19 protein-coding genes and 1 pseudogene are annotated in these 24,507 nt (G+C 68.9%); 11 read left to right on the top strand and 9 right to left on the bottom strand.

The annotated features are described in order from the left end of the window. Nucleotides 1-202: 202 nt before the first annotated feature. On the bottom strand, nt 203-592 hold the full coding sequence (locus KA383_11530; GenBank protein ID MBP7746750.1) for an STAS domain-containing protein: 390 nt from the start codon (nt 590-592) through the stop codon (nt 203-205). Between the two features lie 190 nt (nt 593-782). After that, nucleotides 783-992, bottom strand: a complete 210-nt coding sequence (locus KA383_11525) for a hypothetical protein (GenBank protein MBP7746749.1) — start codon at nt 990-992, stop codon at nt 783-785. A 215-nt stretch (nt 993-1,207) separates the two neighbouring features. Here KA383_11525 and KA383_11520 point away from each other — a divergent pair, with 215 nt between their 5' ends. The 7 genes from KA383_11520 (at nt 1,208) to KA383_11490 (ending at nt 8,564) form a co-directional block, all read left to right on the top strand. After that, a complete protein-coding gene (locus tag KA383_11520; protein ID MBP7746748.1) occupies nt 1,208-2,002 on the top strand; it encodes a hypothetical protein in 795 nt (264 codons plus the stop codon). A 166-nt stretch (nt 2,003-2,168) separates the two neighbouring features. Continuing rightward, a complete protein-coding gene (locus KA383_11515) occupies nt 2,169-2,930 on the top strand; it encodes a pyridoxine 5'-phosphate synthase (GenBank protein ID MBP7746747.1) in 762 nt (253 codons plus the stop codon). A gap of 54 nt (nt 2,931-2,984) precedes the next feature. Beyond that, nucleotides 2,985-4,250 carry an amidohydrolase family protein gene (locus tag KA383_11510; protein MBP7746746.1) on the top strand — a complete coding sequence of 422 codons (1,266 nt, stop codon included), beginning with the start codon at nt 2,985-2,987 and terminating at the stop codon, nt 4,248-4,250. Nucleotides 4,251-4,373: 123 nt separating this feature from the next. Next, on the top strand, nt 4,374-5,186 hold the full coding sequence (lpxA, locus tag KA383_11505) for an acyl-ACP--UDP-N-acetylglucosamine O-acyltransferase (GenBank protein MBP7746745.1): 813 nt from the start codon (nt 4,374-4,376) through the stop codon (nt 5,184-5,186). Next, nucleotides 5,183-6,313, top strand: a complete 1,131-nt coding sequence (locus KA383_11500) for a glycerate kinase (protein MBP7746744.1) — start codon at nt 5,183-5,185, stop codon at nt 6,311-6,313. Before lpxA ends, KA383_11500 begins: the two co-directional genes overlap by 4 nt. A 41-nt stretch (nt 6,314-6,354) precedes the next feature. Continuing rightward, on the top strand, nt 6,355-7,602 hold the full coding sequence (locus KA383_11495; protein ID MBP7746743.1) for a hypothetical protein: 1,248 nt from the start codon (nt 6,355-6,357) through the stop codon (nt 7,600-7,602). A 35-nt stretch (nt 7,603-7,637) separates the two neighbouring features. After that, nucleotides 7,638-8,564 carry a PhzF family phenazine biosynthesis protein gene (locus KA383_11490; GenBank protein MBP7746742.1) on the top strand — a complete coding sequence of 309 codons (927 nt, stop codon included), beginning with the start codon at nt 7,638-7,640 and terminating at the stop codon, nt 8,562-8,564. Nucleotides 8,565-8,609: 45 nt separating this feature from the next. Here the strand turns inward: KA383_11490 and KA383_11485 are convergent, their stop codons facing one another. After that, on the bottom strand, nt 8,610-9,572 hold the full coding sequence (locus tag KA383_11485; GenBank protein MBP7746741.1) for a PEP-CTERM sorting domain-containing protein: 963 nt from the start codon (nt 9,570-9,572) through the stop codon (nt 8,610-8,612). A gap of 351 nt (nt 9,573-9,923) precedes the next feature. Between KA383_11485 and KA383_11480 the strand changes: the two genes are divergently transcribed. Continuing rightward, the gene (locus KA383_11480; GenBank protein ID MBP7746740.1) at nt 9,924-12,119 is read left to right on the top strand and encodes a HEAT repeat domain-containing protein; all 2,196 of its coding nucleotides are present in this window, start codon (nt 9,924-9,926) and stop codon (nt 12,117-12,119) included. 6 nt (nt 12,120-12,125) lie between these two features. On the opposite strand, the gene KA383_11475 is transcribed toward KA383_11480, so the two are convergent. The 6 genes from KA383_11475 to KA383_11450 all read right to left on the bottom strand — a co-directional run bounded on the left by KA383_11475 (nt 12,126) and on the right by KA383_11450 (nt 21,720). Then, nucleotides 12,126-13,025 carry a sigma-70 family RNA polymerase sigma factor gene (locus KA383_11475; GenBank protein MBP7746739.1) on the bottom strand — a complete coding sequence of 300 codons (900 nt, stop codon included), beginning with the start codon at nt 13,023-13,025 and terminating at the stop codon, nt 12,126-12,128. Between the two features lie 110 nt (nt 13,026-13,135). Continuing rightward, on the bottom strand, nt 13,136-14,011 hold the full coding sequence (locus tag KA383_11470; GenBank protein ID MBP7746738.1) for a hypothetical protein: 876 nt from the start codon (nt 14,009-14,011) through the stop codon (nt 13,136-13,138). 33 nt (nt 14,012-14,044) lie between these two features. Next, nucleotides 14,045-16,324: a serine/threonine protein kinase gene (locus KA383_11465; protein MBP7746737.1), complete on the bottom strand. Its 2,280-nt coding sequence runs from the start codon at nt 16,322-16,324 to the stop codon at nt 14,045-14,047. A gap of 55 nt (nt 16,325-16,379) precedes the next feature. Continuing rightward, complete coding sequence (locus KA383_11460; GenBank protein ID MBP7746736.1) at nt 16,380-17,966, bottom strand: hypothetical protein; 1,587 nt, start codon at nt 17,964-17,966, stop codon at nt 16,380-16,382. 715 nt (nt 17,967-18,681) lie between these two features. Beyond that, the gene (locus KA383_11455) at nt 18,682-21,048 is read right to left on the bottom strand and encodes a protein kinase (protein MBP7746735.1); all 2,367 of its coding nucleotides are present in this window, start codon (nt 21,046-21,048) and stop codon (nt 18,682-18,684) included. Nucleotides 21,049-21,156: 108 nt separating this feature from the next. After that, nucleotides 21,157-21,720, bottom strand: a complete 564-nt coding sequence (locus KA383_11450) for a 3D domain-containing protein (protein MBP7746734.1) — start codon at nt 21,718-21,720, stop codon at nt 21,157-21,159. 348 nt (nt 21,721-22,068) lie between these two features. Between KA383_11450 and KA383_11445 the strand changes: the two genes are divergently transcribed. The 3 genes and pseudogenes from KA383_11445 to KA383_11435 all read left to right on the top strand — a co-directional run bounded on the left by KA383_11445 (nt 22,069) and on the right by KA383_11435 (nt 24,440). Then, the gene (locus KA383_11445; GenBank protein ID MBP7746733.1) at nt 22,069-22,848 is read left to right on the top strand and encodes a triose-phosphate isomerase; all 780 of its coding nucleotides are present in this window, start codon (nt 22,069-22,071) and stop codon (nt 22,846-22,848) included. A gap of 102 nt (nt 22,849-22,950) precedes the next feature. Then, a pseudogene (secG, locus tag KA383_11440) lies at nt 22,951-23,139 on the top strand (preprotein translocase subunit SecG). Between the two features lie 419 nt (nt 23,140-23,558). After that, complete coding sequence (locus KA383_11435; protein MBP7746732.1) at nt 23,559-24,440, top strand: YicC family protein; 882 nt, start codon at nt 23,559-23,561, stop codon at nt 24,438-24,440. Nucleotides 24,441-24,507: the final 67 nt, after the last annotated feature.

Below are 24,507 nucleotides of genomic sequence, written 5' to 3'. Positions count from 1 at the left end.
GCCACGCCATCGGGTCCAAGAGGTTCCTGGCAGGAACCTCTTTGATCCCGTATCTCATGCTCTTGGCGCAAAGGGTTCTCGCACCTTGAGCGGGTCGAAGCCCAATCCGAGCCCGAAGCGCGAGCGCGGTTCCCGGCCGCAAACGCCGCGGTCGGTTCCATGTTGCCTGCTCTCGGTGAGTGTGATGTAGTCCGCGGCGGCGTCACGCCTGGCCGGCCACGGGCGGCGCGGGCAAACCGAGCGCGGCGAGGGCGGCGGGTACATCCCGCGCGGTTTCGGCGAGACGGTCCATGCCGACGGTGGAGAACATGCGTGCGATTGGCTGCGGCACGCTGGTGAAGATCAGCCGGGCCCCGCGGGCGCGGAGCCGGCCGACGAGTTGACACAGCGCGCCCAGGCCGGCGGAGTTCACGAACGTGACCGCGGCCAGATCGCAGACCACCGCCGTCACGCCCGGCCGCGTCGCCAGGTATTCCTCGACGGCGCTTGCGAGCCGGGTGCGCTCTTCCCAGGACAATCCGCCGGTGCAGTTCAGCAGCAGGCCGGCCGAACCGATCTCCCGCAATTCGATGTTCGCACTGGTGTCCGGCATGGTGTCTCCCGTCGCGCCGCGGGGGCGCGTGGTCCGGCGGGCAGGCCGGCGTGCCGCGGCTCCGAAACCGCGCGCGCCGTGCCGCGCGGGCCCTCGGTATCCATATCGGCACGGGCTGGCGGGCCTCCGTTGTGCGCGGTGTGAAAACGGGGAGGTCCCATAGTGTGTGCGAACCGCGCCTGGCAGCGGCCTAGTCGTGCGGCAGCTCCGCTCCGCAGCGGGCGCAGTAATGGGCCTGGGGCGGGTTGCGATGCCCGCAGTGTTTCGACGGACAGATGCGGCCGGCCCCGCCACGACGCTGCGCCGCAAGCAGCAGCACGTACACCACCAGCAGCAGCCCGACCACCAGGAGAATCGCGAACACGACCGGCGTCAGGAACCAGTGGCCGAAACTCGACATCGTGGTCCGCTCACGTCCCGCGGCAGTCGCGCCGCCACGCGCGGCACGACCACCCCCAACAGCATATCACGCCGCCGCCGGCCCAGGCGCGGGTCCGCGCCGATTTGTAGGGCAGGTCGCGTCCGTGCGCGACCGGCCGAGCTGCGCAATCTGGGCGGCCCGCCGGGGAACTTGGCACTATGATGCGGCGTCCAAGCTGGCAGAGGAGGTGTGCCATGCGCCGAGTCACTGCTGCCGTCGCCGTCGCGATAGTGTCCGCGCTCGCTGCGGGGTGTGCACAAGGCGGGCTGCACAGCCGCCAGGCGATAGCCATTCGCGTGTACGCGCTTCCCGAGACCGCGCCAGACAGTGCTGTGGCGGACCAGCGCATTCAGGCTGTGCTGGCGGCGCCCCTGCCCCAAGCGACCGACATAACCACGCTTGAGGAGTTCGTCGCGCTGCTGTCCGACGTGGTGCCGGGCTGCGTGTGGGCGGACTGGGACGCGCTGAACAGTATGGGCGTCGAGCGGGAAGCGCCCATCCGCTGCGACTTTCGCGGTCTGTCGGTTCGTCAAGCTCTGGAACTTGCGCTCGCGGACGCCGGCAATGAGCTGCGCCTTGCGTACGAGGTCCGCGACGGATGCCTGCGGATCAGCACGGGTGAAATCCTCGCGCGACGCATGGCCGTGCGGATCTACGATGTGCGTGCGCTACTGGCCGCCACCGAGGCCGAGCACGAGCGTGCCGTCAAGCGTTACATTCGCCGGGCGCGTTTGGTGCCCATGAGCGACGTACCCGGCGCGCGTGGCGCGTCGCCCTCGATGTCCATACCGGAGTTCGACGCCGCCAGGGAGCTTGAGCAAATGCTGACGCAGGCGGTCGAACCAGACTCATGGGTGGTCAACGGTGGCACCGGCCAGACCACTTGCCACGCCGGGTTGCTGACCGTGCGGCAGTCCGAGAGCCTGCAGCGCGATACGGAAGCACTTCTGCGCACGCTCGCGCGAGCTCTCAGCGAGGAAGAGCGTTAGGTGCGCAGCCGAAGGCGGGTCGCGCCAGCGACCCACCATGCGGCGCAGCGGACGGCAGGTCGCAAACAGACGCGACCTGCCCTACCCGAGAGGGGGCGCCGACGCGGCCCCTACAGCCCCGCCCGACAAGCGGTTACCATACCCCGCGCAGCAGGAGGTTGGCGCAATGAACAAGCTGGGAGTGAACATCGACCACGTCGCCACGGTGCGCCAGGCCCGCCGCACCGATGAGCCCGATCCGGTCTGGGCGGCGGCCGAGGCCGAACTGGGCGGCGCGGACGGGATCACGTTCCACTTGCGGGAGGACCGCCGGCACATCAATGACCGCGACGCGGAACTGCTCAAGCAGTCCGTCGCGTGCAAGCTGAACATGGAGATGGCGATCAACCCGGGCATCGTGCGGATTGCCCTGCGCCTGCGGCCGGATCAGTGCACGCTGGTGCCCGAGCGCCGGCAGGAGCTGACCACGGAAGGGGGGCTCGACGTGGCCCGGCTGCGGCGACGCATCGCCCCGGTCGTCCGCAAGCTGAAAAACGCCGGCATCGTCACGAGCGCTTTCATCGAGCCGACCGAGGAACAGTTGCGCGCGTCCGCCGGGTGCGGCTTCGACGCCGTCGAGCTCTGGACCGGCGGCTATGCCCACGCCCGCAATGACCGGCAGCGCGACGCGGCCCTGGCGACGCTCTGCCGCGGGCTCGAAATCGGCTGGGAATGCGGCCTGGAGGTCCACGCCGGGCACGGCCTGACCTATCGCAACATCGAGCCGATCGCGGCGCTGGGGGCGTTCGGCGAGTTCAACATCGGGCACAGCATCGTGGCGCGGGCCGTGTTTGTCGGCCTGCGCGAGGCGGTGCGCGAGATGAAGCGGCTGCTGGACCGCGCCGTGCAGTTGGCGGCCAGCGCGGAAGCGCTCGAGGCGGAAGAGTAGACGAAGTGTTCCGCCGTCCGCATCCGGATCCGACTCCGTAAGCACGGTGGCACCATGAACGTGAAACGCATCGTACACGCGCGGCGGCGCGACCTGGAGGGGCTGTGGACGCTGGAGCTGGACGCCGGGCGGATCGCCGCCATCGTGGCTGAGCCGGCACCGGCCACGCCGGGCAGACGAGCCGCGGCCGATGAGGTCGATGCGGCCGGCGGCCTGGTGACGCCGGCGCTGGTCGATGCCCACGTGCATCTGGACCTGGCGTACTCGCTCGATCTCGTTCCGGAGAACCAGTCCGGCACGCTGCTCGAAGCGATCGGGCTCTGGTCGCGCGCCAAGGCGGAGATCACGGCGGAGAACACGCGGGCCCGCGCCGTCCGGGCAATTCGCACCGAGATCGGCTTTGGCACCGGCATCCTGCGCAGCCACATTGACGTCGGCTCGGCGGCCGGCCTGCGCCTGTGCGAGGGCGTGCTCGCGGCGCGTGAGGACACGTGCCGCGAATGCAAGATCCAGCTCGTTGCGTTTCCGCAAGACGGCCTGATTCGCGATCCGGGGGCCGTCGATCTGATGCGCCAAGCGCTCAAGTCGGGCGTCGATCTCGTCGGCGGCATCCCGCACATCGAACGCGTGCCGCGCGACGGGTTGCGCCATCTCGAGCTCGTCTTCGACCTGGCTGCAGAATTCAACACGGCAATCGACGTCCACATCGACGAGACCGACGATCCACAGAGCATGTACACCGAGCACCTCGCCGCCCTGACGATCGAACGCGGCTGGCAGGGTCGTGTGACGGCGTCGCATGTCTGCGCGCTGTCGAGCTGTACAGACGTGCACGCGGCCCGCGTGATCGGGCTGCTGGCCGAGGCGGGCGTCCGCGTGGTCACAAACCCCGGCGTGAACCTGCACCTGCAGGGTCGCTGCGACCGCTATCCCAAGCGCCGTGGCCTGACGCGCGTCCGCGAGCTGCTTGACGCCGGCGTCATCTGCGCAGCCGGTCAGGACTGCATCAAGGACCCGTTCTACCCGCTCGGGACCGGGCAGATGCTCGACCAGGCCTGGCTGCTGGTGCATGCCGACCACATGAGCAGCCCGCACCGCATGAAGCAAGCCATGGAGATGATCTGCTGCCAGGCCGGCGAAGTGGTCAACCTGGGTTGCCACCGGGTCCTCGAAGGCGCCACGGCGAACCTCGCCGTCTGGCCGGTTGCAGAAATTCCGGAACTGCTGCGGCTTCGGCCGCGCCCGCGGGCCGTGCTGCACGACGGCCGCCTGATCGGCCGGGCGCGTGACGCCGACGACGCGCCCACCGTTTCATGCTAAAATCCGCCCGTCCTTAGGCCGGTCTGGCCCGCGCGGCTGTGTGCGGCGGCGCGAGCCGGATCCTCGCGAACGGCGGCGCGGCCGGTCGACGAGGCTGTGTGCCCCGCGCCGTCCGGAATATCCATGCCCATTCACCCGACCGCGATCATCGACGCGACGGCCGAGATCGACCCGACCGCTGAAATCGGCGCGTACGCCGTGGTTGAAAAGAACGCTCATATCGGCGCCGGAACGCGCCTTTACCCGCACGCGTATGTCTCCGAAGGCACCACGCTCGGCGCCCGCTGCTGCATCCATCCTTTCGCGGTCGTCGGTCACCCGCCACAGGACATGAAGTGGAAGGGAGCGCCCAGTTATACGCGAATCGGCGACGAGACTGTAATTCGCGAGCACGTCAGCATTCACCGTGGGACGATGCCCGACAGCACGACGACCATCGGCGCGCGGTGCTTCCTGATGGCGACCAGCCACGTCGGCCACAACTGCATCGTCGGCGACGACGTGACCCTCGCCAACGGGGCGATGCTGGCCGGGCACGTCGAGGTCGGCGCGCGGGCGTTCATCAGCGGCAACGTCGTGCTGCACCAGTTCATGCGCATCGGCGAGCTCGCGATGATCGGCGGCAACGTGCCCCTGGCGCAGGACATCCCCCCGTTCATGCTGGTCCGGTTCCCGCAGGTGATCCTCGGGCCGAACACGATCGGCCTGCGGCGGGCGGGGATGTCGCCGCCCGAGCGGCTTGAGATCAAGAAGTGCTACCAGGTGATTTACCACAGCGGACTGCTGTTCCCGCGTGCGGTCGAGCGCGTGGCGGACATGGTGCAGACGGAGCCGGGCCGACGGCTGCTGGCGTTCCTGCGCAGTCCGTCGAAGCGCGGCTTCCTTCCGTTCCGCACGTGGGGCGGCGGTCGCGACGAGGGTGACGACGAAGCGTGAAGATCCTGATCGCGCCGGACAAGTTCAAGCATGCCCTGGACGCCGCGGGCGTCGCGGCCGCAATCGCTGACGGCGTGCGTGCCGCGCGCCCGGACGCGGAGATCGTCAGCTGTCCGCTGGGCGACGGCGGCGAGGGCACCGGGCGTGTGCTGGCCAAAGTCTTGGGGGCCACGGAGTGCGCGGCGGACGTGCTTGATCCACTTGGCCGCGAGCACACGGCGCGCTGGTGGCAGGCGGAGCTGGACACGGCCCTCGTTGAAATGGCCGAGGCGTCGGGGCTGGCCCTGCTGACGCCCGCGGAGCGTAACGCGCTGCGGACGACGAGCTTTGGCACCGGGCAAGTGCTGCGCGCGGCCCTGGCGGCCGGCTGCACGCGCGTGCTGCTTTGTGTCGGCGGATCGGCCACGGTGGACGGTGGGGCGGGTTGTCTGCAGGCCCTGGGCTGGAAGTTCTTCGATCACGCCGGCGCGGTGCTCAACGTGCCGATCACGGGCGGCATGCTGGCGACGATTGGCAGCGTGCGACCACCGGCGGCGCCGGCGGCGAACATCGAAATCCTCTGCGATGTCGACAATCCGCTGCTGGGGCCACGCGGGGCGGCGGCCGTGTTCGGCCCGCAAAAAGGCGCGTCGCCCGCCGCTGTGGCGGAACTGGAGCGCGGCCTTGCTCACTGGGCGGCGTTGCTGGCGCGGCTGAGCGGCGCGGATGTGCACGCGCGCCCGGGCATGGGGGCGGCGGGGGGGTTGCCGTTCGGGCTGGCGAGCGCGTGCGGCGCGCAGTTGTGCCGGGGTTTCGACGAGGTCGCCCGGAGGGTGGAACTGATCAACCGGTTGCGGGGCTGCGACCTGTGCCTGACCGGTGAGGGGCGGATCGACGAGCAAACGGTGGGCGGCAAGGTCGTCGCAGGGGTGGCGCGCCTCGCCGCCAAGGAATGTGTTCCCACCATCGCACTGGTCGGCGCGGCCCGCCTGAAGCCGCGACAAACGCTGGCCGACCTCGCCCGGGCGGTTGGCGTGCGGCAGATCGTGTGCATCACGCCGCCGGGCACGCCGGAGGACGCCGCGCTCGCTGCGACCGCTGAGAACCTCCGCCGCGCCGTTAGCGCAGTCTTGGCGACCTCGCTATGACCCCGCCGCGCGGATGGCGCGTGCTCGCGGCCTCGGTCACTATGACGCTGTCTGTCGTGGCGCACGCCCAGAGCGCGGGGGCCGAACTCGTGCCGGCGTGGACATATCCTCTGGCAGCCGGCGTGGAATGGGTCGAGCCCGTGGCAGCGAAAGAGGCCGAGGCACTGCTGCTGGCTACGCCGGCCGGCGCGTTGCACGTGCTCGACCCGGCCACGGGCCAAATGCGGCTGACCGCGCCGATCGAGGCCGCGCCCGGTGTTCGGCTCGTGCGCGGGCAGCACCCGTCCGACACCGCCTTCTGCTTCGACCGGTACTCCGCCTATGCGATTCGGATCGCCGCGCCGGCGCGCCTGGTGCACCAGCTCGGCGGGCGATCCGCGCAGGCCGCGGACTTCCCGGGTGACCCGGAGGTGTTGAGCAGTTGGCAGCACGCCGTTGTCACGCACGCCGGTGACCTGCTGCTGGTAAACACGGATGGCCGCGTTGCGCTCTGGTCGCCCACCGACGCCACGGAGACCTGGGTGACGCACCTGGACCCGTTGCCGATCGCGCGGCTGCATGTCCGCGCCGAGACGGCGGTGGTGCTCTCAAAAACAGGCGGCCGCGTGCGTGCGGCATTCGTGCGGCTGGCGGAGCGTCCACCGGCGGTGCGCACGCGCGAACTGGGCCCGGTGTGGCCGGTGTGGAGCACGTTGGTCGCCGAGGGACTGCTGACCGTCACCTCGTCGGAAGCTGCGCTCTGGCCGGACGCTGGACCGCCGCGCATGATCCCGCTCGGGCCGGTTGAGCTGCGCGCGACGGCCATAGCCGTGGATGCAGACGCGGCGCGCGGCGCGCGGCTGCTGGTGCTGGACGGCCACCGTCTGGTCACATTCGACCTCGCCGCCGGCCGGCGTACGGCGACGCAATCGGTCGGACCGGTTCATGGCACGCCGTCGCTGGCGGTGACCGGCGACTGCGTCGTGCTGGCGGACGAGCGCGGCGTGGCGCTCCATACGATGACGGATGGCACGCCGCTCGTTCGGCAGGCCGTGGACGGCGAGCGTTTGCTCGGCTGGCATGTTGCGCGCGCGACGCGGCTGTATACGCTTGGCGAGCGCGCCGTCGGCCCCGCGACGACGCTGTGCCTGGGACTGATCGAGTTGACCGCGTCGCAGCCCGTTACGCAGCCCGCGTCCACGACGGAGTTCCGGCTGCGTGACGCGGGCCGCCCGCGCCGGGTCGCGTGGACTGACACGCACCTCATCCTGGTGGAGTCGGACGGCCTACGGGCGTATAAACTGCCGTAAGTGGGCGTCGCCACCCGCGCGCCTGGGAGCAGTCGATGCCACCGACCCTGCGTTTCTGGCTCGTGGATGCGTTTGCCGAGCAGCCCTTCCGCGGCAACCCGGCCGGGGTCGTGTTTGATGCGGACGAGTTGGCCGAGGATCAGATGCGCCGCATCGCCGCCGAGGTGCATGCCAGCGAGACCGCCTTCCTCAGCCGGGCCAACGACCTGCACCGTCCGACGCGGATCCGCTGGTTCACGCCCACGGAGGAGGTTGGTTTCTGTGGGCACGCGACGCTGGCCGCCGCGCACGCGCTGCACGAGAGCGGCTGCCTGGGTGGACTGCTGACCCGGTCGGACGCGGCGCTGGTGCTCGACAGCGCGGCCGGCGCGCTGCGCCTGCAGGTCGAGTCGCTGCCCGCGCCGCACGATGTGTTCGTGTGGTGGCTGCAAGTGCCGGACCCCGTCCTGAAGCCGGATCACACCAACCCGCTGCGTACGTGCGAACTGCTGGGGATCACCGTGGACGACCTGGACGCCACGTTACCAGCGATGCGCACGCGCGACGACGACGTGATCTACATGGTCCGGAGCTGGCAGACGCTGGCCGAGCTGCAGCCGCGCTACGACGAGCTGGCGGCGTGGTGCCGACGCTGTCACATCCGCGGCATTTGCGTCGCCACGACCGCGACGTTGTCGCCGGCCGTCAGCGTGCATTCGCGCTTCTTCGCGCCCGCCGTCGGCGTGAACGAGGATCCGGTGACGGGCAGCGTGCACGGCCCGCTCGCCGTATTTCTCGTAGTCAACGGCGTCGTCGGCAGCGTGGCGGGGCGCGCGGCGCTGTTCTGCGCGCAGGGCCGGCCGGGCGATCGCAGCGGGCTGGTCCGGGCGCTGGTCGAGGCGACGCCGCACGGGTATCGCGTACAGATCGGCGGTCAGTGTTTCACGACGGTCAGCGGGGAGATGCGCGTACCCGACCTGTAGCGCGCCGGTGCATGCGGTTCTGGGGGAGTGGAAGCAAGTGCGGCTTTACCCGCGGCGGCGCCAGTACCAGACGGTGCCTGCGCCGAACGTCAGCAGCAGCAGCGCGCCGGGCTCAGGCACGGCCAGCGCCGGCGTGGTCGCCGCATCGGCTGTGGCGGTCACGGACGGTGCGATTGCCAGGTCCGCGAAGAGTGTCTCCGCGGCACCGGCGTCCTGGCCGATCACGGCCCTGGCGAGCAGGGCGGCGTGGCTGTTTTCGCTCGACACGCCCGCGACGACGTCGCGTTGCTGAATCGCGTCCTGGATGGCCTCGTTGATGGTGCCGATCGGGGAGCGCGGGAAAAGCTCCTCGAGGTCCGAGGTGTCGACGCCGGCGCTGTTGAGCAGCGCGAGAACCATGTCGTAGTAGATGTTGCCCTGGATGTTGATCGGGCCGACATTGAAGTTCATGTCCTGTTCGTCACGAATGACGACGCCGTCGAGCGCGTAGGACGCGTTGCTGTTGGAAATGTCCACCGCCAGGTTGTAGAACCCGAGGGGGTTGACTTCGAAGGCGGTGGACGTGTTGAACGTCCCCGCGATGGTGGCATCCTGGGCGCCGGTCTTGGTCCGCAGGAGATAACCCAGGTTGGACGCGCCGAACTCGCCGCGGTACGTGCGGAACATGCCCCGGCCGTTGTAGCCGGCCGTGATCTGAATCGGCCCGCTCAGCGTCAGGTCGGCCACGCCGCCCAGGTGCAACGTCTCGGCCCGCCCACGGGAGTCGACTCCAAACGTCCGGTCCAGTTCGAGCTGGTAACCCTCGCCGATGCCGCTGGGCACGATGCGCACCCGGCCGGAGCGCGAACCGTTGAACACCGTCCCGTCGCTGGCCGTGCTGAGTGGCCCGCCGAGCGGCGTGGTCAGGATTTCCAAGCCCCGGTAGATGTTGTCGACGAAACCGGCATACGCGGTGACCGCACCCTGCGCCGCGAACAACACGAGCAGCCCCAAGGCGATGCGTTTCATAGCGCGATCCTTCACCAGGTCGAGCACGGCCCTCGTTGGGTCACACTGTCTTTCCACTGTCCCGGGACACGTCGCGTGGAGCCGGCCGCGCGACGCTACGCCGGAGGATACAATAGCCGCCGCCGACCGTTCGTTCAAGCCGCAGCGTGTGATCACAATTCTATCGGAGAAAAGAAGATAATGCTTCATGGCGGGGTGTGCGCCCGCCGGATCGGGTTATAATCCGTCGCCGGTCCGCGGCCGGCCTCCGTGTGGGTGTAACTATTATCGGCTGCGCGGCGCCTAACGCCTGCCGGCAGGCCGGGTCTAGCGTTGCGTTGTCAAACGGACGTACCGCCGACGGTGATCGACATGTGGCGAGCGGCAGTCGGACTCATCCTGGTCCTTGCGGCCGTGACGGGTTTCGCGCAGGAACCCGCCCCGCAGCCGGCCACCCGGCCCGCCACCAGCAACCAGGAGCGTCTGGCCAGCCTGCTCGCCCTCATCGAGGGTCAGAACGCTCCGGACGTGCGCCGCACGGGGGCGCGGGAATTGCTCCTCCAACGCTGGTCCGAGACCCCGCCGCGGCTGATCACCCTACTGAGCGGGCCGAACGCGGCGGCCAAGGTGGCGGTCGCCACGGTCCTCGCGGAACAGCCTGAGTTCCTGGACCCCGCGTACATCGATCCGCTTATCAACATGCTCGCGGATGCCGACCCCGCCGTCCGACAGGCCGCCGCGGGCGCGCTGGCGGGCTATCGTGACAACGGCGTGACTCCCCGCCTCCAGCAACTGGCGTTGGACAGCACCCAGACGCGGCCGGCCCGGCTGGCGGCCATTTCGGCACTGGGCTTGATGACCGAGCGCGAGGCGATCGGCGGGCTGGTCGCGGTGTTGTCCGACCCGGACCCGACGCTCGCACAGGCGGCCCTCAGCGCCCTTGCGCAGGCGACCGCCATGGACTTCGGCGAGGACGCGGCCGCGGCCCGCGCCTGGTGGGAAGGCAGCCGCACGCTCTCGCGCGAGGTGTGGCAGCAGCTGCAGATCGAGCGGCTGGTCCGCAAGGACCGTGAAATGCGCCGCCGACTGGACACGATGGAGGCGCGCCTGGCGAAAGCGCTGGAGGCGAGCTTCCTGCGCGCGGCCGATACCGAACGCGTCACGCTGCTGGTCGGCTACCTCGCGGACGCTTCGACGACCATCCGGCTGCTCGGGCTGCGCTTCGCGCAGCTCCACCTGGCCGAAGGCAAGTCGTTGCCCACTGAGCTGCAGGATCGCATTCGAGATCTGCTGGGCAGCACGGATTCCCGGGAGCAGGCGGCAGCGGTGCAGACCGTCGCCAGCCTGCGCGAGCGGGATGACAGCGCGCGGTTCCTCGAAATGCTCCCTGCGGCGCGCACCCGCGAAGTGCGCATGGCCCTGCTCAACGGCCTGGGGTACGTCGGCGCCGAGTCGGCCACCGGTCCGCTGGTGAGCGAGCTCGAACAGCGTGACGAACAGTGCGTGACGGAAGCCGTCGCAGCGCTGGGCCGCCTCGCCGAGCGGGGCGTACTCGCCGAGGACCAGGAAGACGTCGTGGTGGAGGCATTGCTGCGCGTGTTCGAACGCAGCCAGACCGCGCAGGTCGCGCTGCGGGAGCGCGTCTTGTGGGCCATGGGGAACGTGGCGGACCCGCGCTGCGGGCCTGCCTTCGTTGCCGCCCTGGACCGGCAGGAAGCGGTTGTCGTGCGCCAGGCCGCCGTCCGTGGGATTGCAGCGCTCAACAGCCCCCAGTTCGCCGACGCCCTTGCCGAAGCCACGAGCGATCCGGATGCGGGCGTGCGCAAGGCGGCGATTCAGAAACTCGCCCTGCTGGGCTCCAGCGGCAGCGAGAGCCAGGTCCGCGCCCTCTGGGAGCGCGTTGTCTCGCCGCTGGAGACGGACGAGACGATCCGGCAGGCCGCGTGGCGTGGCGTGTTGGATATTCTCTCGAAGGGTTCCGCCGACGACATCGAGCGCTGGATCGCGCGTCTGTCGGGGACCAGCCCCCAGGACATTCAGCGCCGCGTCGAGCTTCTGCAGCGCCTCGTCACCGCGGCCCAGGAGACCGAGCCGGTTGACCGCGGGCGACTGGGGCTGATCCGGGCGCGGCTCGCCGGACAGCACGTGCGCCTGGACCAGCCTACGGAAGCGGTCGCCGCCTATGTGGCGGCGCTCGCGGACCTGCACGCCGTCGGCTCCAATGCCATCGGGCCGGTGGCGCTCGATCTGTTGCGCTGCGCGCTGGCCAGCGGGCGCTATGACGAGTCCGTGGCCGCGGCGCTGGCGCAGGCCCTGCCGGTCGCGGAGCGCCTGGCGCTGTGGGACGCGGCGAAGACCGAGGTCGAAATGCGGCTCACGCCAGCCGGCGCCGGCCAGGCGCTGGCGATGCTGGCGGCGCTGGAGCGCTGCCCGCCCGGCGGGTGGCCGGAGGAAGCGCTGACGGAGCTGGTGCGGCTGCGCGAGCGGGCGCAGCAGATCACGCCGCCGCCCGAAACGGCTCCGGCCTCGCCGCTCGAATCGGCCGCCACCACGCAGGCGCGGCGCTGACGCGCGTCATTTCCCCGGGGAATGTGACAGGAATCCTACGCTCGATGCAAAGCACCGCTCACGCAGCTTTTCGTGTGCAGCGGCGTCGCGTTCGTCCTCGCTCCGCAGGTCGTCCAGGTTGGCGTTGCACGTGTCGCAGTCGGCCTGGTGGACGTGAAAGTCGATGTACTCGTTCCATTCCTCATCCAGCGTGCCCAGCAGGAACCGCCCGAGTGTCGAGCGTTTCAAACACGAGATGCCTTCTTCGCGCCAGATGCGCCCCAGCGTGCTGTCCAGCGCCAGGTCGGCCTCGGTCCATTCCTGCGCCCCCGGCGCGGCGCTCGCAAGCTTGCGCCACTGCTCGAGCACGCGGAACTTGATGCCGGCGACGGCCGGCTCGGTCAGCTCCAGGTCCGCCGCGACCTCCTTGTTCCGCAGCCCCAGCACCACGAGCATCTCGGTGACGATCAGATCCTGAAAGCGGCGCTGCTGTGTGCACTGCTCCACCCATTGTCGCAGACCCGCCACAAGCGCCGCGCGCTGCGCGGTCAGTTTCTCCTGGTTGGCCAGGTAGCGGCTGGGCGTGTCGGCGTCGACCCAGGCCTCGGGGGCGTCGTCCATCTCCAGTTGATCGAGGCTCTGGCGCTGGCCCTTCTGCCGCCGCCGCAGGTAGTCGTGCAGCTTGTTACGCAGGATCGCGAACAGGTAGGTTTCCAGCGCGCGGCTCGCGTCGTAAGTCGGCAGGCTGCGCAGCAAGCCGAGAAACGTCTCCTGGACGAGGTCTTCGGCTTCACTGCGCTCGGCGAGCATGCGCCGCGCAAAACTGAGCATCCGCCCCTGGTAGCGCTCGATCACCGCGCGCCAGGCCACCTGGTCGCCGCGCCGCACCGCTTCAATCAGGAAAGCCTCGGCTTCGTCGCCGGCCATCGTTCGCGCCCTGCCTTGGTCTCACGGATCGCATGCCGCGCAGGCAGGATACCGCCGGGGCGCTCGGCGGCCAACCCGCGGGCGCTCCGCGGACCCCGCGCGGCGCCGTGCTAGACCTTGATGGTGGTAGTGCCGGTCGCGCGGTTCCACCGTGTCGCCAGCTTCAGGATGATGGCGGCTGCCACGATCACGCCGCATGTGCCGAGCGCGGACAGCCGGGTAAACCTCGGCCGTTCCCGCCGGCTCGTTTCCCGCGCCTGCACGGCCTGCCGCAAGATCGCGTCGGGCTCCAGCTCGGCCTCGACCCCGTAGTGCCCCGGGTCCCGCGGGTCGCCGTCCAGGTCGCTCAGGGCCTTGAGGCGATAGGTCGCGATCGCGTCACGCTGAGCGGCTATCTTCGCGGCGAGCGCGCGCCGCTGGGAACCAGTGAGCTTCTTAAGCTCGGTCCGCAGTGTCCGCAGCGCTTCGGCGGGCGGCGACGTTTCCTTGGCCAGGCGGTCGAAGTACTCGAACAGCCGCTCGGGCATGGACTCTTCCGCCAGCCTCGACACCGACTCCGTCGCCTGCGGCGGCAGCTCCTGCTCGCCCGCCGAAACGCGCAGCTCATCGAGGTCCGCGCGCATCTCCGACATGTCGAGGTTGCCCAGCTCGATCGTCACGAACTCGGGCCCGCGCTCGTCGGCAACTCCGCCCCGGGTGATTGTGACCGCGCGCGGCCGCTGGAGTCGGGGTGCTTCCGGCGGCGCCGGCGGCATCGGTACCTCGACGGCGACAGGCATGAGCCGAGAGGCTCGTCCCGCTGTGTACACGGGCGCACGCACGACCATCACCGCCGCGGCGCCGGCGGCCAGCACCAGGAGCAGCACCACTGCGGTGACCACCCCGGCCACAGGCTTGCGCATCGCCAGCCGCGCCACGGCGATAATCGCCACTACGCCGCCGGCGAGCGCCAACGCTCCCAGCAAAAGCAGCATGATCTTAGGCACGAAAGCTTGTTCCACCACGTGTGCCACTCTCAGCTAGATCACGATCGGCCTGTTATCACGTTGCGCCGGCCAGAGCAGCAGCAGCGCCCCAACGCCCAGGCCAAGGGTCGTCAGCAGCATCGGACCCCAGAACTCCGGATCGTCCCACCCGCTCATGTCCCCGGCGACGAACAGCCCTTGTAGCCCGCGGCTGCCCCACAGGATCGCACTCAGTGCACCGAAGCACACCAGACCGTAGCCGCACGCCCCGCGGACGAAGTGTCGGACGCCGTCGCGGCGGCGGGCCGCCATGAGCAGCAGACTGCCCAGCACCAGCGGGATCAGCGGCAGCCCACGGGGCACACCGCTGTCGATCAACTGCTGAATGTCGCGGTCCACGCGGACGCCGTGCGCACTCGCCTCGTTGGCGTACTCGCGGGCATAGTGCAGCGCCGGGTCCTGCCCGAGCGCCCAGACCAGCCCGATGAGCAGCAGCACCTTGCCCAGAAACGATACCCCCGCGTGCGCGGTCCGCCCGACGAACGAAGGCTGGCTCGCGGTGATGAGCTCGGCCGGCGGCGGCGGCGGACTGCTCGCTTGCGTGGCAGCTGCCTGGGCCAGCGATGTCGCGGCCTCGGCCAGCGGCGCGACCGCTTGAACGGCGGCGTCGTTCTTCGGCGGCGTGGTCGGCAATGGGGGAACCGCGAAAGGCGTCGGTGTCGCTACCGCCGGCCACATGCTGGCCGCGGCCTGCGTCAGCAGCGCGATCGCGGCGCAGATGCCGGCGGCCACCCAGGCGTAGTTTTCAAGATCCAGGATCTGCGCCAACACAAAGCCGATCAGTGCCGGCCAGAAGGCCGCCCAGCCGTCCACGCGGCCTCGTCGCCCGGCTTCGATGCGCTTGCCCCAGTCGCAGAGCAGGATCGCCACGATCGGCGCAAGGATCAACTGAGAAACGTCGCCGGCAAAGCGGTGGTCCAGTTCGTCGGCTGCGATTCCGAACGCCGGAAGCATCAACAGCCCGGCCATGCTCGCATGCGCCAGCCGGCTGAGCAGCGTGTTCCGCAGTGGCGAGTTCCGGAGGAGTCGCAGGTGCGCGATCAGCGGGCCGACCGTGCCGCCGATGATGAACAGCGCGATGCACACGGCCCATGTCTCCGGGCTGCGCCCCGAACCGGCCAGCGACCCGAAGGCCACCGAAATGGCGGCCGCTACCGCCAGGAGCACGAACATCTGCCCGCGCCGATTGACCTTCGGGGTCGCTGCCGGCGCGGCTGGGATCGGAACCCCACCACGCCGCGGCCCCAGCTTCTGCTCCAGCTTCGCCGCCTTGCGGGCCAGCTTCTCGTTCAGCCGGTCCAACTTCCGCTGCAGGCGCTCGGGCAGCGGTTGCCCCGGCAGCGGCGCCCGCACGTCCATCGAGGGCAGCGGCGGCGGCGACGGCCGGTGCGGCGACGTCAGCGTCGGATCCTGGTCGCTGGCTTCCGGCGCGCGCGGCACCCGCGACAGACTGGTGGCATCGAACGAGTCGATGCTGCGGCCGACGTCGCCGGATTCCATGATCGCCGCGAGCATCTCGTCCGCGTCCTGGTAGCGCTCCTGCGGGTCCTTGGCGAGCGCTTTGGCGATGACCCCGGCAAACGGCTGCGGTATGCCGCTGAGGTCCGGCCGATCGCGCAAGTGCCGCATCAGCACCTCGGCCATGCTCGCGCCACTGTAGGGCAGCCGCCCGGTCAGCATCTCGTACAGGATCACGCCGAGCGCGTAGATATCGATGGCCTTCGTGTAGCTCCCCGAGCCGATCTCCGGCGCCATGTAGTGCACCGTGCCGACGCTGACCGTCTGGCCGCTGTGCTGCGACACGGACATGTGCTTGCTGAGCCCGTAGTCGCCGATCTTCACGTAGCCGTCGTCGTAGAATATGTTCGCCGGCTTCAGGTCGCGGTGTACGATGCCGCGCTCATGCAGGTAGCTCAGGCCCTTCGCGATCCCACTCAGGAAGAACGCGGCCTTCTGGACGCTGAACCCCCCCGGCTCCGCCATGAGCAGCTCACGCAGCGACGGGCCGCTCACATATTCCATGATGACGAACGGCTCGCCGGCCGGGTTTCGCTTCACATCGTAGATCGTGATCAGGTGCGGGCTTTTCAGGTTCATCACGTGGGCGATGCCACGCAGCTCGATCTCCGGGTTCTCGCGCAGGTACTTCAACGCGACCTGCTTCCCCGAGTCGGCCAGCGCGTAATACACCTCGCCGAACCCGCCGCGGCCGATCGCACGCTGCACTGTGACGCCTTCCAGCGGCCGATCACCATGCTTGAACGTGTACGCCACGTCTCTTCCTCCGCTCGACCCGGCTTCTGGCACCGGGCCGGCTCATCGCGCGTCCCTAGGCTTCCGCGCTCCAGCCCCGTAGCTCGTACGGCTTGACCGTCAGACGCAGCTCACCGAACTCCATCGTCTCGCCCGTGCGCACCGGCCGCGACGGGCTGCTCTGCCAGGCCGGTTCCGCGGTCGGCCGCGCGTGCAGCCCGCCGCCCCGCTCGAACAGCACGACCTGGCCCTGGCTGTCGTGCGTGCGCAGGTGGCAGCTTTCCGTGGGGCCGATCAGGCAGGTCTGCCGGAACAGCACCACGTCGCCCACATCCTGCGGCAACCGGCAGCGGTGCGAGAGGCGCAACACCGCCGATTCGCTCTTCGCGCTGGGCTTGCAGAACACCATCTTCGCCTGCCCGCCCAGCGCGATGCGATCGCCATCCCGCAGCAGCGTATGCGTCACCCGCCGATGATTGACTTCCACCGGCCCGTACGCCGTCAGGAAATAGTCCTCGCCATGGCGCACGACGTCGGCGTGGTGCGATTGCAGGTCGCCCGGCACCGGCACTTCCACCGTCATCGAGCTGCCCGCGCGGCCAATGCGGACACGGTCCTCGTGCACCAGCAGGCAGCTTCCGCCGCCATCCACCAGCATCAACAGAGGCCGGTCGATCCGCAGCGCGTCCGGCGCCGCGATCGCACCGGCGGCCGTGTCCGTGTGGCCGGTCGGGCTCGCACGCCGCGCCGCCGGTTCCGCCGTCGTGACATACAGCCCCAGCGGAGAGGCGAGCAGCGCATCCTGGCCTTCCACGATGCCGGCCAGCGCCTTGAGCGCGCCCTCGACCCACGACACCCTGCCGCGCGCCGCCTTCAGACGCAGCAGCGTCTGCCGCAGGCCGGCGTAGTCCGCGGCTGAGAACTGGCTCACGGCCCGCATGCACAACCCTACGACCCGGTCGGACTCAGCCAGCGTCGGCTCCATCGGCAACAAGGCGCCGAGCCCGCTGCGCGCCGCAACCAGGCAGTCCATCCGCCCGTCGTCCACCCACGTCTCGATCGCCTTTCGGCACGCCGCGCCGAGCCGCGCGGCGAACGTATCGGAATCCCGCGTGCGTCCGTGCCGTTCACAGGCCTCGTGCCAGTAGCGTACGGCGGCCAGCACGTCGTCACGCTCGAGCGCGGCCGTTGCCTGCTGGAGCAGTTGCGCGCTGCGCTGCACGCGGATGTCCAGCTCTTCGGCCAGTTCCGCGCGCTGCCGCGGATCGTCCACACGCTGCACGTTGAGCCGGCCCGTCTCCAGCCGGCCGGCATCCAGGTGCTCGGCGACACGCCCGGCCGCCGCCCGCCGGTCAGCGTCCCGTTCCACGTGCTGCCGCAGCTCCACCGCAATTTCCTGCCGCAAGACGTCCACGTCAGGCCCGCCGCGGCCGAGGGCTGTGACCTTGTCGAGGTCGGCCAGCGCGGCGTCGTACCGGCCACCCTGACGTGCCAGACGCGCGCGGGCCACCAGCGGCTTGACAAGCTCGTCGAGCAGTTGCTGCCAGCGCGGGTCGGCGCGATGCTCCGGCTTGGCCGCCGCGGCGTACGCGTCGTCGAGCCGCCCGTCCCGGAGGGCCTTCTCGGCCGCGTGCAGTCGGACAAAAAGCCAGCGGGCAAACATTCTCGGTCCTCGTACTGCGTCGCCTGCGAACTGCGACGGGATTCTACCACGCTCGGCCGACGAGCCGGCGACCCGAACCTGGACGGTTCGGACGCCACGCCCGCCGGACGGGTATTCGCCGGCAGGGGGGTGATATTCGACAACAAGGCTGGTGGTGGGGTATTGGTCCGGGAGCGATACCGAAATGGCACGTCTCGCGCGGATTCTGCGCGGCTGCAAAAAAACTCTCGTTCGGGGCCCAGCTAATTTAGCCCTGGGGGTGGAATCGGTCGATAGCCATCAATACGCCGGTCCAGCACAGCTCAGAGCTGCCGACGATTGAGATATTCGTCTCGTCGGTCGGGATTGGAAGCGGAGGGCAGGCCCTCCGGAGCGAGAAACGCACGAAAGAGAGGTATGTAATGTTCTTTTCGTGGTTTTTCGAGTTCATCTCGCTGGTTTCCCAACTCGTCACACTTGGGGTGGAGGGCTAGGCAACATGCCACCCTCTTACACCGCCACTGAGGTTCAGTGGAGCGTCTATGTCGCTCAGGGCCTGTGGGCCGTGTCGGCGACACTCCTGGTGCTGCTGGTAGTCTGGTCCACCGGGTCGCGCTGGGTAGCTTGAGATTCGCGGTCGCACTCACGGGGCGCACGCACCCGGTGAGTCACCGGCATTGATGAACCGACCCGGCGATCGCCGCGGTCGGTTCGTGGCAGGGGGAGCAGCCGTAAGCTATGCATTCGGGAGGGACGCCGCCGATGACGCCAGGACCGTCGTCGATGCGCCGGTATTGTCCGCTACCCACACGATGCCGGGCGTCAACCGCAACTGACGCTGGTGCAGCAGCTTGACGATCAGGGTGGTGCCTGCGCCGGCCAGCGCGGCGCAAATCCCGAGCCCGATCCGGTTCATCCCAGGCGTCCCTGGCGACTGCGTCAGGAACATCGCCGTCGCGGCGGCCCCCATGACCAGCGCGGCGGCCAAGCCGATCCACAGCCGCAGGGAAGGGCCGGGCTGGACTGGGACGAGGCCAGCGAGCAGCGCGCCGCCGACACACGCGCAGAGAATCAGCAGGACCAGTTCCTCGTGGGCAAAGCGATAGCTCAGCGCACCCGCGAGCAGGTCCGCCAGGACCATCGCCTGAATCTGACACCCGAAGGCCGCTTCGCCCGACGCGGTTTCGTGTTGATCAATGCCGGGGATCAGTTGCCCGATCAGGACCGCGCGGCCGGCGAATTTCTCCCGCAACCACGACGCGTCGCCGGTCAGCACGTCCTCCATGCGGATCGCGTTCCGGGCCCATTCGGGGAGGCGGCGCGCGCCGAATCCGCCGAAGTAGCACCCGTCGCCCGGTTCCAGCTCGGTGGACCCGGGTAGAACCTCCTGGCGCTGGATGAAGGGGATGAAATCCGAGCGGTACGGGAATCGCAGCCCCTCCGGCGGTACCTGCCGGCGCCGATACCGGACTTCGAGCTGGCTGCCCGCCACGCGCACGTCCGGACTGCAATCCGGATGACGGGCGGCAGCGAAACCCGCTATCGCCAGCGACGGTATGAGCGGATTGAGCCCGCGTTGTACTGCGAGCACCGGGTACACGTTCGATTCGCCCGGTTTCGGCGGCGTGCTCGCCAGGAGTCCCCACCCGTGCACCGCAGCGCGAATGTCGGGACACAGGGCTGGCTCGGCGTTCGCGTCCATCGTCTTGGCACCGACGATTACGGGCGCCTGAACAGCGCGCAACCCGCGCGTGAATGCTGGATCAAACTCCGGTTGGCACATGGGGAAAAAATAGTCCCAGACCACCACCGTGGGGTGTGCCTCGGCGAGCTTCTCCAGCACCCGGCCGTACAGCACGCGATAGCTCTTCGGGTTCGCGGGGTCCAGCGCGGGCAGTTCTGCGCCCAGAGCGCCTCCCTGCAACGCGTCCTGGGTTTCCGTGGTGAACCCGACCAGAACCGTCGGTGTGGCCGCCGCGCCCGCTGGCACGAACCCGCCCGCGCCCTGGATGCGACAGAGGGCCACCAACACCACGGCGACAAACAGCAACGCCGCGACCTGCACGGTCCGCGGATAGTTGCGCAGGACCAGGGCGGCGACCCGCGCGATGCGATAGCCGGGGGTTGAGTTGGCGTGGGCCATGATGACCCGCCCCGCCAGGTAGTTGTTCAGATCGGCGACCAGGGCGTCGCAGTTCGCGTAGCGCTCTTCAGGCGCCGGCCGGACGCAGCACGCGATGATCGCGGCGAGATCGTCAGCCCGGCTGACTTGCCGCTCGTGCAGGATCTCCGTCAGGCGCTCGACCTCGGTCGCGAAGCGCGCCGGCTGGCCGGTGATAACGTGAAAGAGCAGCGCCCCCAGGCCGTAGATGTCGGCACGCGCGTCCACTTCCTGCCCGGCGAGCTGCTCCGGGGCGATATACCCGAACGTGCCCAGCGCACCCTCCCGGAGCTGCGGATCGTCTCCCGCCGGCGGGTGGCTGGCATCCAGCCCCAGCCGCTTGGCGATGCCGAAGTCCACGATCCGGGGCTGCCCCTGCGGATCAACCAGGATGTTCTGTGGTTTGAGGTCGCGGTGGATCACGCCCTGCCGGTGGGCGTACCCGACGGCCATCGCCACGGTCTTGACGAGCTCGATCCGTTCCTCCAGCGAAACCTCGTGGGACCGGAAGTAATCGTCGAGGTGCTCACCCTGCACGAACTCCATCGTGTAGTACAACGGGGTGGTGTGCAGGCTGGCGTCGTAGAGCGTCGCAATGTTCGGATGCCGTAGTTGCGCGACCAGCCGGACCTCGTTTTCGAAATACGCGGTCCGTTGTGCGGTGCGGCCGAACAGGAGCTTCAGCGCCTCGCAGCGGCCCTTGCCGTGGTGGACGGCCTTGTAGACGATGCCAAAGCCGCCGCGCCCCAGTTCGGTCAGAATGGTGTAGTTCCGGATTCTCGGGAGGCGGTTGACGGTCAATTGCCGGTACAGCGCGCGGCAACTGGCACACTGCGCGACATGCTGCTCCGCCTGGTCGCGTTCGGCGTCGCTAAGCTCTTCGTGTGCCAGCGCTTCCGTGGCTACGCGCTGCGCGCAGGAATGTACCGCTCGGCTTGCCATCCGTGTGTCCGCGGTGGGGCGCACACGTTGGCGCGCCCCGTCTCCCGTCGCTCGCTTCCGGGCGGCATTATACGCGACGGCCTGCGCGTCGCCTAGCTCATCGTTCGGTTAGAGGCGTTTGGCCAGCTCGCCGTACTTCACCGGCGCGTCGGGCGGCGTGATCACGCATTCGAGGTACTGGCGACCGAAGTTCCGGCACTGCTGCTTGCCCGGCATGAAGATGTCCACCGTGTTGTGACGGAACCGGCGGTGGGTCCGATCCGTGACGACTAGCGTTCGCTTCAACGCCGGGATATAGATCGTCGACCCAAACGGCACATCGGCCGGCGCCGCACACTGGCCGACTCCGGACTGTGTGCCGGCTGCCGTCGTGCCGCGGTCGTTATAGGCGGTCACCCGGAGCACGCGGCGGATCGTACGGGGGCGATTCGAAGACTTCTGGCCATCGGCGACCAATGTTGCCTGGAGCTCGCCTGCCTCATAGGTGCCCAGCCCTTCGTCCTCCTCGTTTATTGAGTCCAACGCGACGGGCTCGGCCTCGGCGGCGACGGCCGCCTGCGCGGATTGATCATCAGGGGACGCCGTTACGGGCGCGCTGATGAAACCCAGCGTGAGGATCGTGCTGCACACAAGACCCGCTAACCCCGTGAGGGCATGGAAAGCAGACACCATACGAAGCGTACCTCCGTCCCGAGACCTACCGGTCCTCCTGATTCGGTGCCGATACTGTCGTGGCCCGTGCCGCACCCGGCCGCCCTGCCGCCGCGGCAAACACAAGTTGGGCATTATACTCCCGCCGCGGCCGTGTTCCAAACCCTTGTGGGATTGACGGATGGCGTTCTGGGACGTTCAATAGCGTGTACAGTAACTGGGACGTGGCGAACGTGCGATGCCCGAAAAGGCTCCCGGACAGTCACCGCCGACGGCCAGATTACGAACCCCAGCAATGCGGCGCGCGATCTGACGCGCAAAGTGCTTATTTATAGGATGTTACATTCGAACGTCCCGGAGGCGATTATCATGCGGCGACCACTCGTGGCCGGTAATTGGAAGATGAACTTGAATCTGGCGTGGGGTCTCGATCTCGTGGCGGCGATCCGCGCGGGCCTGGACGCAGCGGAGGTCGGCGAACGCGTCGAAGTCGCGGTGTGTCCGCCGGCCGTTTATCTGTATCCCTTGGCGGATGCACTCCGCGGCAGCTCGATACGCCTGGGCGCGCAGGATATCTACCATGAGCCCGAGGGGGCGTTCACGGGCGAACTCAGCGGTGCGATGATCGCAGAGACCGGCGCCAAGTATGTAATTATCGGACATTCAGAACGCCGACATACTATCGGGCACCTCGAAGACGATTGGATGATCAACCTGAAACTGAAGGCGGCTCGCCGGACCGGACTCACGCCCATCCTGTGTGTCGGAGAAACGCTCGCCGAACGGAAGGCCGGCAAGACCTTTGAAGTCCTCATGTTCCAGCTCACCGCCGGCCTGGTCGGCGTGACCCTCAAGACCGCGGATGATTTGGTGATCGCCTACGAGCCGGTGTGGGCTATCGGCACCGGTCAGAATGCGACGCCCGAGCAAGCCCAGGAGGCCCACGCACAACTGCGAACCCGTTTGCGCGAACTTGTCGGTCCGGTGGCCGATACGGTCCGGATCCTGTACGGCGGGAGCATGAAGCCGGAGAACGCCGGCGAGTTGCTGAAGCAACCCGATGTCGATGGCGGGCTGGTGGGCGGCGCGAGTTTGAAGGCCGATTCGTTCGTCGGAATCGTCCGGGCCGCGCTGGCCACCGGCGTGTAGAAGACTTATACTACGGGGCTCAGGTTCGCGCGGACCGGGCGCGAGTGCGTGTGACCGCCCGTAAGTAGCGGCTGGAATCGAGGCAAGCTGATGATTCTCGGGATGGAGTGGTATCACACGATCCTGGCGTTCTTCTTCGCCGTCCTGGCGATCCTGCTGATGATTGTGATCCTCCTGCAGCGCGGCAAGGGCGTGGGGCTGGCGGGTGCGTTCGGCGGGACCGGCGGATCGACCGCTTTCGGCGCGAAGACAGGCGACATTCTCACCTGGGTGACGATCGTCGGCGCTGCCTTGCTGCTGACGTTCACGGTCATTCTCAACTACGTGTTCATCGATGTCGGGCCGGGCCTGAATACACCGCCGCCCATGCCGCCACCCGCCGAACAGGCGCCAGCGCCGATCACGCCGGTCCCGATTCCGACGCCCGTAACGCCCGTACCGGAGTCGAGCGCGCCGCCACCGACCCCGCCTCCGGTGACGCCTGCCCCGGCTCCCGAGACACCGGCGCCGGCTCCGAGTCCGGCGCCGAGTACGCCGGCGGAGCAACCCGCGGGTGGATCGTCGTGGTCGCCGGCCGCGGAAAACTGGCTGCCCTGCGCCTGACCGCCGGCCTGGACGGGGCATGAGCTGACGCCGCGGGCGGATGGGTTTGGGGCGTGCGGCGTGTGCGGAGAACGGCCCGGGATGGCTGGGCCGCCGGAGCCCTGCCGATGATTCATTCGATGACGGGTTTTGGGGAGGCGCTGCTCGAAGAAGCCGGTCAGGTCTACCAAATCGAGCTGCGGAGCTTCAACCAACGCTACTTGAAGACGGCGATCCACCTGCCGGATGACTTCTCGTTTCTCGAGGCGGACGTGGAGCGGCTCCTGCGGCAGCGCATCACGCGCGGCAGCGTCACGCTGCGGCTGCACGTACGCAGCATCGGACCGCAGGCGGCGCCGGAACTGAACACCGCCGTCGTGCAGGCCTATGTGGCGCAGTTGCGCGGTGCGGTGGGGGACGATCCGCGTGTGACGATCGACCTCGCGACGCTGCTGGCGTTGCCGGGTGTGTGCCAGGTGCGTGAGCTGACGGATGCCGAGCGCGAGCAGCGCTGGACCGTACTGTCGCGCCTGACGGAGCAGGCGCTGGAGAGGATGATCGCGATGCGGGCGCGCGAGGGCGCGACGCTCAGCACCGACCTCGCAACGCACTGCGCGGTGATCGCGCGCTGCCTGGACGTGATTCGCGAGCGGGCGCCGGTCGTCGTCGCCGAGTATCGCGACCGTCTCATGGCGCGGATCGCCGAACTCATCGCCGATACGAACGTAAGACTGGCGGAAGAGGACCTGCTCAAAGAGGTTTCCATCTACGCCGAACGCAGCGACATCAGCGAGGAGCTGAGCCGGCTGGCGGCTCACCTCGGCCAGTTCGAGACGCTCATGACGGCGCCGGAGCCGGCGGGGCGCAAGCTCGAGTTCATCGCGCAGGAAATGCTCCGCGAAGCCAACACCATGGGCTCGAAGTCGGGGGATGCCGCGATCGCCCGCGAGATCATCGAGATCAAGAGCGCGATCGACCGGATCAAGGAGCAGGTCGCGAACGCGGAGTGACCGACCGGCCGATACAGACGTATGGCGGTCGGCCGTGGGCGCTCCGCGCGTGAAGTCGGGCCCTCCG

Source organism: Phycisphaerae bacterium (assembly GCA_017999985.1).
GTDB lineage: Bacteria > Planctomycetota > Phycisphaerae > UBA1845 > Fen-1342 > JAGNKU01.
Note: the sequence above shows the minus strand (reverse complement) of the source record. Positions and strands in the feature narration are given on the sequence as shown.